The sequence below is a fragment of the Iamia sp. genome (genome assembly GCF_035575815.1).
Lineage (GTDB): Bacteria > Actinomycetota > Acidimicrobiia > Acidimicrobiales > Iamiaceae > Iamia.
On sequence record NZ_DATLXO010000023.1, the window covers coordinates 1 to 8,249 of the forward strand.

Here is an 8,249-nt window from a genome sequence, read left to right on the forward strand (position 1 = left end):
CACCGGTCGACACCAGTGCGGGCGGCAAACGGCCCAGGGTTGGGGATGGCCGGCGCCCCTGTTGTGGCCCCACAATGGAGCGGTCATCCCTGTCTCGGACGGGGCTGAAGACCGCAACCTGAGGAGTCGCCACCCATGTCCATCGACGACCGGAGGCTCGGCGAACTGATCGTCGAGTCCCAGGACCTCCACACCGACGCCATGCGCGACGCCCGGTCCACACTGCCCGACATCAAGGAGCTGGGCGCCGAACGGCGTTCCGTCCCTGTCGACCCGGACAGAGTCGCCGCGATGAACAGCGATCGCCGTCGCCTGCTGCGCAACGGTGGTCTCGGTGTCGGTGCCCTCGCCGCTCGCGGCCTGATCGGCTCCGCCTTCGGCTCGGCCATCGTCGGCACCCTGGCCCGCCCCATCGCGGCCCAGACCGAGGCCGACGTCGACGTCCAGATCTTCCAGACGGCATCGTCGCTCGAGATCCTGGCCGTCAACACCTACGCCGCCGCCCTCGAGCTCGACTTCATCGCCAACGGCAACGAGGTCGTCAAGACCTTCGCCGAGATGACGATGAGCCAGCACGACGAGCACCGGGTGGCCTTCCAGAACATGTCCGAGGAGCTCGGCGGCGAGATGCAGACCGAGCCGAACCCCAAGTACATGACCGTCGTCGAGGACGCCACCCCCGGCCTGACGGACCCGATGGCCGTGGTCGAGCTGGCGGCAACGCTCGAGGAGGTGGCGGGCGACACCTACCTCGCCAACCTCAGCCTCCTGAGCGACGGCGAGATGCGGCTGCTCATGGGCAGCGTCATGGGCGTCGAGTGCCAGCACCTCGCCACCCTCCGTGCCGTCGGCGCCCTGCTCGAAGGCGGCGCCGAGGAGCTCATCGCCATCCCGACCGACCCCGCAGCCCTTCCGGCCGCGGCCGGCAGCGTGGCGTTCCCGAGCGCCTTCGAGAGCCCCGATATGGCCAGTCCCCCTGAAGAAGGAGCCGTCGCGTGACCGATCTCGACGAGACCACGACCCCGGGGGCCCCGGCCCTCTCCCTGCTCAACCGCCGCCGGTTCATCGCCGGCGTCGGTGTCGCCGGAGCCGCCATCGCCCTGAGCGCCTGCGGTGGCGAGGATGACGATGACGATGACGACAGCTCCGACACCACCACGACCGCGGGTGGCGACGACGAGACGACCACCACGGCCGAGGAGGAGGAGACCACCACCACCGCCGAGGGCGACGAGCCCGCTGAGGGCGGTGGCGGTGCCGACACCGAGATCGCCATGCTCGCCGCCGGCCTCGAGGTCCTGGCCGTGCAGACCTACCAGGCTGCCGCCGATGCGGCCACCGCCGGTGACCTCGGAGAGGTCCCCGAAGCCGTCGTCGAGTACGTCACCACCGCCCTGGCTCACCACGAGGAGCACCTCGGGGCCTGGAACGACGTGCTCACCGGAGGTGGCAACGAAGAGGTCACCGAGCCCAACGAGGAGCTCAAGACCACGGTCGACGAGGCCTTCGGTGAGGTCACCGATGTCGAGGGTGCGGCTCGACTCGCTCTCATGCTCGAGCAGATCGCAGCCGACACCTACCTCGACGCCATCTCCCAGCTGACCCTCCCCGAGGCCATCGAGCTCGCCGGCTCGATCCACATCGTCGATCGGCAGCACCAGTCGATCCTCTACTACGTGCTCGGGGAGTACCCCGTGCCCGAGGTGTTCGCCACGACCGAGCAGTCTGCCGCCGCCTGACCGTGGTGTACGTCTGACCAGGGCTCGTCTCGGGTTGGTGGACCTCAGGGCCACCAACCCGAGACGTCTTCGCGCCACCGCCCTGACGGCTCGCCGCCCCCAAGGTTGGGGAGCGCAAGGTCCTGGCAGGTGCAAGTCGACTGCAGTAGTGTCTCGCTTCATGCACGCACCTGACGGCTTCCTCGACGGTCCCACCTCGGCGGCGATGGGCCTGGTGGCCGTGGGCGGGGTCGGCGTCGCCCTCAAGCGGGCGGGCCAGGTGCTCGACGAGCGCCAGGTCCCCCTCGCCGGGCTCGCCTCGGCGTTCATCTTCGCCGTCCAGATGCTCAACTTCCCCGTGGCCGGCGGCACCAGCGGTCACCTCCTCGGCGGGGTGCTCGCCGCGGTGCTGCTGGGGCCGTGGATCGGGGCCATCTGCGTCACCGTCGTGGTGGTGGTGCAGGCGGTGCTCTTCGCCGATGGCGGGCTCACCGCGCTCGGCGCCAACGTGATCAACATGGCCCTCGTCACCGCCCTGGGCGGCTACCTGGTGTTCGTCGCCCTCTCCAGGGTCATGGCCCGCAACCCCGCAGGGATCGCCCTCGCCGCCGGCCTCGCGGCAGGCGTCGGCGTGGTGCTGTCGTCGATGGCCTTCACCCTGCAGTACGCGATCGGCGGTGCCGGTGGGGCCTCGGCCGGGACGGTCGGCTGGGCCATGATCGGCACCCACGTCCTGATCGGCATCGGGGAGGGCATCATCACCGGCCTCGCCGTGGGTGCCGTGCTCGCCTCCCGTCCCGACCTCGTGCACGGCGCTCGCCACCTCGCCGGGCGGACGACGCCCGATGCCCTGCAGGGGGTGGCCTCGTGAGGCCTCGCGTCCGCTTCGGCGTGTTCCTGGCCGCCGGTCTGGCGGTCGCCGCCCTGCTGGTCCTCCTCGTGGCGCCCCGAGCCAGCAGCGAGCCCGACGGCCTCGAGCGGGTCGCCCAGGACGAGGGCTTCAGCGCCGAGGCCGAGGACCACGCCTTGAGCGATGCGCCGACGGCCGACTACGGCGTCGATGGCATCGACGACGGGGCGCTCGGCACCGGCGTGGCCGGGCTCATCGGCATCGCCGTGACCTTCGCGATCGCCGGGGGCCTCGTCCTCCTCCTGCGGCGCACCGGACGCGGCCGGGGCCCGACATCGGACGCCCCCCACGCGGAGCACTCGACGCCGTCCGCATCGCCGTGACGCCGCACACCTGATGGGCGCGGGCCACTCCCACCCAGCCGGCCTCCACCACCCCGGCGACAGCGTCGTGCACCGGCTCCCGGCCGACGCCAAGGTCCTCGCCACCCTGGTGTTCGTCCTGGCCGTCGTGGCCACGCCGCGCGAGGCGGTGTGGGCCTTCGGTCTCCACCTCGCGATCCTCGTCGTCCTCCTGGTCGTCGCCCGGCTCCCGGCCCGGGCAGTCGTCCGGCGGTTCCACGTCGAGGTGCCCTTCCTGGCCTTCGCCGTGTTCCTCCCGATCGTGGGCTCCGACCCGCGCGTCGACGTTCTGGGGGTCCCACTGTCGGAAGAAGGGCTCTGGGCCGGCTGGAACATCGCGGCGAAGGGCACCCTCGGCGTCCTCGCCGCCATCCTATTGTCCTCCTCCACCCCCATGGCCGAGCTGCTGCGCGGCGTCGAGCGACTGCGGGCGCCCAAGGTGATGGTTGCCATCGCCGGGTTCACGGTGCGCTACCTCGACGTGATCGTGGGGGAGGCCGGCCGCATGCGGATCGCCCGGGTGTCGCGGGGCGACGACCCCCGGTGGATCTGGCAGGCCCGGGCCACGGCGGCCACCGCCGGCACGTTGTTCATCCGCTCCTACGAACGGGGCGAGCGGGTGCACCTGGCCATGCTGTCGCGGGGCTACGACGGCGCCATGCCCGAGGTCCACCACCACCACCCGTCGCGGGGCGCGTGGGTCATCGCCGCGCTGGTGCCGGTCCTCGGAGCATCGGTCGCGACCGCGGCGCACCTCCTGTGACCGCCCTGCACGTCGAGGGCCTCCAGTACGCCTACCCGGACGGACGCCCCGCCCTGCGCGGCGTCGACCTGCACGTCGCGACGGGGGAGCGGGTGGCGGTGCTCGGACCCAACGGGGCCGGCAAGACCACCCTCGTCCTGCACCTCAACGGGATCCTCCGACCCTCGGCGGGGGAGATCCGCATCGGTGACACCCCCGTCACCCCGGCGACCGCGTCGGGCATCCGGCGCCGGGTGGCCATCGTGTTCCAGGACCCCGACGACCAGCTCTTCATGCCCACCGTGCACGACGACGTGGCCTTCGGCCCGGCCAACGCCGGGCTGCGCGACGCCGCCCTGGCCGAGCGGGTGCGCGACGCCCTCATCGCGGTGGGCCTCCCCGATGCCGGCGGCCGGGCCCCTCACCACCTCTCCCTCGGCCAGCGCCGACGGGCCGCGGTCGCCACCGTGCTCTCCATGGATCCCGAGATCCTGGTGCTCGACGAGCCCACCGCCAACCTCGACCCCGCGGCGCGCCGTGAGCTGGCCGCGGTGCTGCGCACCCTCGAGCTCACGACCCTCGTGGTCACCCACGACCTGCCCTACGCCCTGGAGCTCTGCGGTCGCTCGGTGATCCTCGACGAGGGGAGAGTCGTGGCCGACGGACCGACCCGGGAGCTGCTCGCCGATCGGGAGCTGCTCGCCGCCCATCGCCTGGAGCTGCCCTACGGGTTCGACCCGACCTACGCCGGCCCCTGACCACCGGCGGCGACGGGTCGCGAGTCAGGTGCAGCTGGGGCAATGGCGGGCGGGCGGGCGATGAGTTCTGACCCTGGTCGACGTCTCCCCTTTGACAGATCGCGACGAGGAGGCCGGTGGGTGGTGCTCGACGAGGGGTCGACCGCAGTGGTGCTGCGCCTCGACGACGGCGTCGAGGTGGTGATCGGCCACGTCGACGGCGAGCGGCCCGGCCTCGACCTGGTCGACCGCCTGGCCCGCCTCCAGCTCGCAGCCCGACGACTGGGGTGGGTGATCCGGCTGCGCCACCCTCATGATCGGCGGTGCCGGCTGACCGAGCTGCTCGCGCTGGTCGGGCTGGACGGTGTGTTGGGACGCGGGCTCGACGAGGCCCTCGCCGACGCCGCCGGGCTACTCCGAGATGTGCAGCGGGAGCCCGAAGGCGACGAAGAGGTCCGGGCCGAGGAAGTGGTGGAGCCCGGTGATGCGGCCCCCTGAGGCCTCGAGCACCTGGATGGCGAACGCCTCGCGCTCTCCGTCGCCGGTCGCCTTGTAGGCGGCGTAGGCCGGGCTGCCGTTGACCTCCAGCGGCACCAGTCGCGACCCGTCGCAGGCGATGCCCTGGTTGAGGTACCAGTGGCTGATGTCCTCGTGGCCCCGCAGCCACAAGGTGAACGGCGGCATGGTGAAGTTGGCGTCCTCGTGGAGCAGGGCCACCAGGGACGTGATGTCGTAGCGCTCGAAGGCGTCGACGTAGCGGGCCAGAAGGGCCTCGTGCTCGGCGTCGACCGGCGTGGCCGGCGTCGCCTCCAGGTCGCCGGCGGCGAGCGTGGCCCGCGCCCGCTGGAGCGCGCTGTTGACCGAGGCCACGCTGGTGTCGAGCAGCTCGGCGACCTCGGTGGCCTTCCAGCGCAGCACCTCGCGCAGGATCAGCACGGCGCGCTGCCGGGGCGGCAGGTGCTGGAGGGCGGCCACGAAGGCGAGGCGGATCGTCTCGCGCGACGAGGCCACCTCCGCCGGATCGGCGTCGGTGCCCAGCACGTGTGAGTCGAGGACGGGCTGGACCCAGGCGTCCTCGCCGAGCGGAGCGCCGATGGAGGCGTTGGCCGCGGCCGATGCGGGCCCGAAGTCCATCGAGCGGGCCCGGCGCTGGCTCCCGCGCAGCATGTCGAGGCAGACGTTGGTGGCGATCCGGTAGAGCCACGACCGCAGCGACGAGCGGCCCTCGAAGCCGTCGATGTTGCGCCAGGCGCGGATCATCGTCTCCTGCACGGCGTCGTCGGCCTCGGAGCCCGAGCCCAGCATCCGGTAGCAGTAGCCGGTGAGCTGGCGCCGGTAGGTCTCGAGCTCTCGCTCGAGGTCGTCGGGGGCCGGCCCGGGACCAGCAGCCTCGGCGGGATCGGCGGGGTCGGTGGCGGGCGGGTGCAGGCTCACGGGACGCCATGGTAGGGACTCGGGCGCCGCTCGCGTCGCCGGTGACCCGACCCCCAGGCCCGTCCGACCGGATGAGCGGCTGAGCGCTCGCTCTGGACCAGGGGCCTGCCGCTCGGGGCCCACGACGTGGCGTTGGGTGGTGATCCGGCCACCCTCCGGGCGGAGCATCCACCTCACTGTCACACCCCCTCCGTACTGTCGAGGGGGTGAAGGTGCTCCACACCTCCGACTGGCACCTGGGACGGGTGTTCCACGGCGCACCGCTCCTGGCCGACCAGGAGCGGGCCCTCTCGCGCGTGGTCGAGATCGCCCACGAGGCCGCGGTCGACGTGGTGGTCGTCGCCGGTGACCTCTACGACCGGGCCATCCCCCCGGCCGACGCCGTCGACCTCCTCGGCGAGGTGCTCCGAGAGCTCGCCGACCTCGGCGTCCACGTCGTGGCCATCACCGGCAACCACGACTCGCCCAACCGCGTCGGGTCGCTCGACCCGGTGCTGCGCCGCGAGGTCACCCTGCGTGGCCGCTTCGACGCCGCCACACCGGTGGTGGTGCCTGACCCCGCCGGCGGTCCCGACCTCGTCGTCCATCCCGTCCCCTACCTCGAGCCCCTCGCCGCCCGACCCGACCAGCGGGCCCCCGTCGCCGTCGACGGCCGCAACGGCGTGGTGCCGGGCGCGGCTTCCGCCCGCCCCTGGCGCGCCACCCAGCACGAGGTCCTCGCCCACGCCCTCGGTGCGGTGCGAGCCGACCTGGCCGCCCGGGGCTCGGTGCGCTCGGTGGTCGTGGCCCACGCCTTCGTCGCCGGTGCCGCCCCGTCCGACAGCGAGCGCGAGCTCAGCGTCGGCGGCGTCGACCGGGTGCCGGTCTCGGTCTTCGACGGCATCTCCTACACCGCCCTCGGCCACCTCCACCGCCCGCAGGAGCTCACCGGGCGCGTCGCCTACTCCGGCTCGCTGCTGCCCTACTCCTTCTCCGAGACGGCACCGTCGTCGGTGCGGGTCATCGACATCGCGGCCGACGGGTCGGTGGCCGCCGAGGTCGTCCCCCTCGGGGTCGAGCGCCGGGCGGCCACCCTGTCGGGCCGCCTCGACGGGCTGCTGGCCGACCCCGCCCACCGGGCCGCCGAGGCGGCGTGGGTGCGGGCCCGCCTCACCGACGAGGTGCTGCCCCGCCACGCCATGGCCCGCCTCCGCGACCGCTTCCCCCACGCCGTCGTGCTCGAGCACGTCGCCCCCGCCCGGGTCGGCGGCACGGACGACATCCGCCGTCGCGACGGCGGCATCAGCCCCCTCGACCTGGCCCTGGCGTTCGTGGCCGAGCGCGTCGGTCGCCCTGTCGACGACGCCGAGGCGAGCCTGCTGTGGGCCGCGTTCGACTCGGTGGCGGCCCGCCAGCGCGAGCAACGGCCCGTCGGCACGGCGCCGGCCGATCGCCACCAGAGCGCCGCTCCGCCGGACGCCGGAGCGGTGGCATGAGGCCGCGGCGCCTCGAGGTCGAGGCCTTCGGGCCCTTCGCCGGCGTCCAGGTCGTCGACTTCGACGCGCTCGGCGACGCCGGGCTGTTCCTCATCTGGGGTCCCACCGGTGCGGGCAAGAGCTTCCTGCTCGACGCCATCTGCTTCGCCCTCTACGGCGAGACGGCGGGCGACCGCCCGCTGGCCCGCCTCCACTCCGACTACGCCCGATCCGTCACCCCCCGAGTCGAGCTGCGCTTCGGTCTCGGCGCCGATGAGTGGTGCGTCCGGCGCGAGGCACCACGGTGGCGCACCAAGCGCGACGGCACCGCCACCCAGGCCTCGACCAAGGCCGTGCTCGAACGGCGGGTCCCGGGTGGCTCCGACGTGGTCGCCACCAAGGTCGCCGACGTCAACCGCATCCTCACCGACCGGCTCGGGCTCGACGCCGAGGAGTTCCGGCGCGTCGTCCTGCTGCCCCAGGGCCGCTTCGAGCAGGTGCTGCGGGCCTCGTCGGCCGAGCGGGAAGACCTCCTGAAGGCCATCTTCGGCACCACGGTCTTCGAGGACGTGGCCCGCACCCTCGACGACGAAGCCCGACGCGAGGCCCGCGCCATCGAGCACGCCGAGCACGAGCAGGAGATGCGCCGGACCTCGGCCCGGGCCGAGATGCGACGCCTCGCCACCGCCCTGGCGGGCCCCGGCGTCGGCGACGCGGACGCCGGCGAGCTCGACCGCCTCCTCAGCGAGGCGAGGGCGGCGATCGGTTCCCTCCCGACCGCGCCGACCGTCCCGACCGTCCCGACCGTCCCGACCGCGCCGACCGGTCCGACCGGTCCGACCGGTCCGACCGGTCCGACCGGTCCGACCGGTCCGACCTCCCCCACCGACACCGATGGGCCGGTGGTCCTCGC

Annotated in this window: 10 protein-coding genes; 9 read left to right on the forward strand and 1 reads right to left on the reverse strand. The window is 73.4% G+C overall.

Annotation, left to right across the window (positions count from 1 at the left end):
* Window positions 1-135: 135 nt before the first annotated feature.
* The 7 genes from VNL12_RS01825 to VNL12_RS01855 all read left to right on the forward strand — a co-directional run bounded on the left by VNL12_RS01825 (window position 136) and on the right by VNL12_RS01855 (window position 4,946).
* Complete coding sequence (locus VNL12_RS01825) at window positions 136-999, forward strand: ferritin-like domain-containing protein (RefSeq protein ID WP_325591022.1); 864 nt, start codon at window positions 136-138, stop codon at window positions 997-999.
* Window positions 996-1,739 (forward strand): ferritin-like domain-containing protein, encoded by a 744-nt coding sequence (locus tag VNL12_RS01830; RefSeq protein WP_325591023.1) that lies wholly within the window; start codon window positions 996-998, stop codon window positions 1,737-1,739. Before VNL12_RS01825 ends, VNL12_RS01830 begins: the two co-directional genes overlap by 4 nt.
* A 160-nt stretch (window positions 1,740-1,899) precedes the next feature.
* Window positions 1,900-2,589, forward strand: coding sequence for an energy-coupling factor ABC transporter permease (locus VNL12_RS01835; protein ID WP_325591024.1), 690 nt, complete (start codon window positions 1,900-1,902; stop codon window positions 2,587-2,589).
* Window positions 2,586-2,951, forward strand: coding sequence for a PDGLE domain-containing protein (locus VNL12_RS01840; RefSeq protein WP_325591026.1), 366 nt, complete (start codon window positions 2,586-2,588; stop codon window positions 2,949-2,951). The genes VNL12_RS01835 and VNL12_RS01840 overlap by 4 nt, the downstream gene beginning before the upstream one ends.
* 13 nt (window positions 2,952-2,964) lie before the next feature.
* Complete coding sequence (gene cbiQ, locus VNL12_RS01845; RefSeq protein ID WP_325591027.1) at window positions 2,965-3,732, forward strand: cobalt ECF transporter T component CbiQ; 768 nt, start codon at window positions 2,965-2,967, stop codon at window positions 3,730-3,732.
* Entirely contained in the window at window positions 3,702-4,469 is a 768-nt protein-coding gene (locus VNL12_RS01850; RefSeq protein ID WP_414654836.1) for an energy-coupling factor ABC transporter ATP-binding protein, read from the forward strand. Before cbiQ ends, VNL12_RS01850 begins: the two co-directional genes overlap by 31 nt.
* Before the next feature lie 120 nt (window positions 4,470-4,589).
* On the forward strand, window positions 4,590-4,946 hold the full coding sequence (locus VNL12_RS01855; protein ID WP_325591030.1) for a hypothetical protein: 357 nt from the start codon (window positions 4,590-4,592) through the stop codon (window positions 4,944-4,946).
* Here VNL12_RS01855 and VNL12_RS01860 read toward each other — a convergent pair.
* Window positions 4,860-5,882, reverse strand: a complete 1,023-nt coding sequence (locus VNL12_RS01860; RefSeq protein WP_325591031.1) for a sigma-70 family RNA polymerase sigma factor — start codon at window positions 5,880-5,882, stop codon at window positions 4,860-4,862. The genes VNL12_RS01855 and VNL12_RS01860 overlap by 87 nt on opposite strands.
* A 206-nt stretch (window positions 5,883-6,088) precedes the next feature.
* Here VNL12_RS01860 and VNL12_RS01865 point away from each other — a divergent pair, with 206 nt between their 5' ends.
* The gene (locus VNL12_RS01865) at window positions 6,089-7,357 is read left to right on the forward strand and encodes an exonuclease SbcCD subunit D (protein ID WP_325591033.1); all 1,269 of its coding nucleotides are present in this window, start codon (window positions 6,089-6,091) and stop codon (window positions 7,355-7,357) included.
* Window positions 7,354-8,249 (forward strand): SMC family ATPase (locus VNL12_RS01870; RefSeq protein WP_325591034.1); only part of this gene is annotated, 896 nt, incomplete at its 3' end. The genes VNL12_RS01865 and VNL12_RS01870, both read left to right, overlap by 4 nt.

Bases quoted from the DNA above. Each gene is read 5' to 3' on its own strand.
- VNL12_RS01825 (WP_325591022.1), top strand. From the start codon at position 136: ATGTCCATCGACGACCGGAGGCTCGGCGAACTGATCGTCGAGTCCCAG.
- VNL12_RS01835 (WP_325591024.1), top strand. From the start codon at position 1,900: ATGCACGCACCTGACGGCTTCCTCGACGGTCCCACCTCGGCGGCGATG.
- cbiQ (WP_325591027.1), top strand. From the start codon at position 2,965: ATGGGCGCGGGCCACTCCCACCCAGCCGGCCTCCACCACCCCGGCGAC.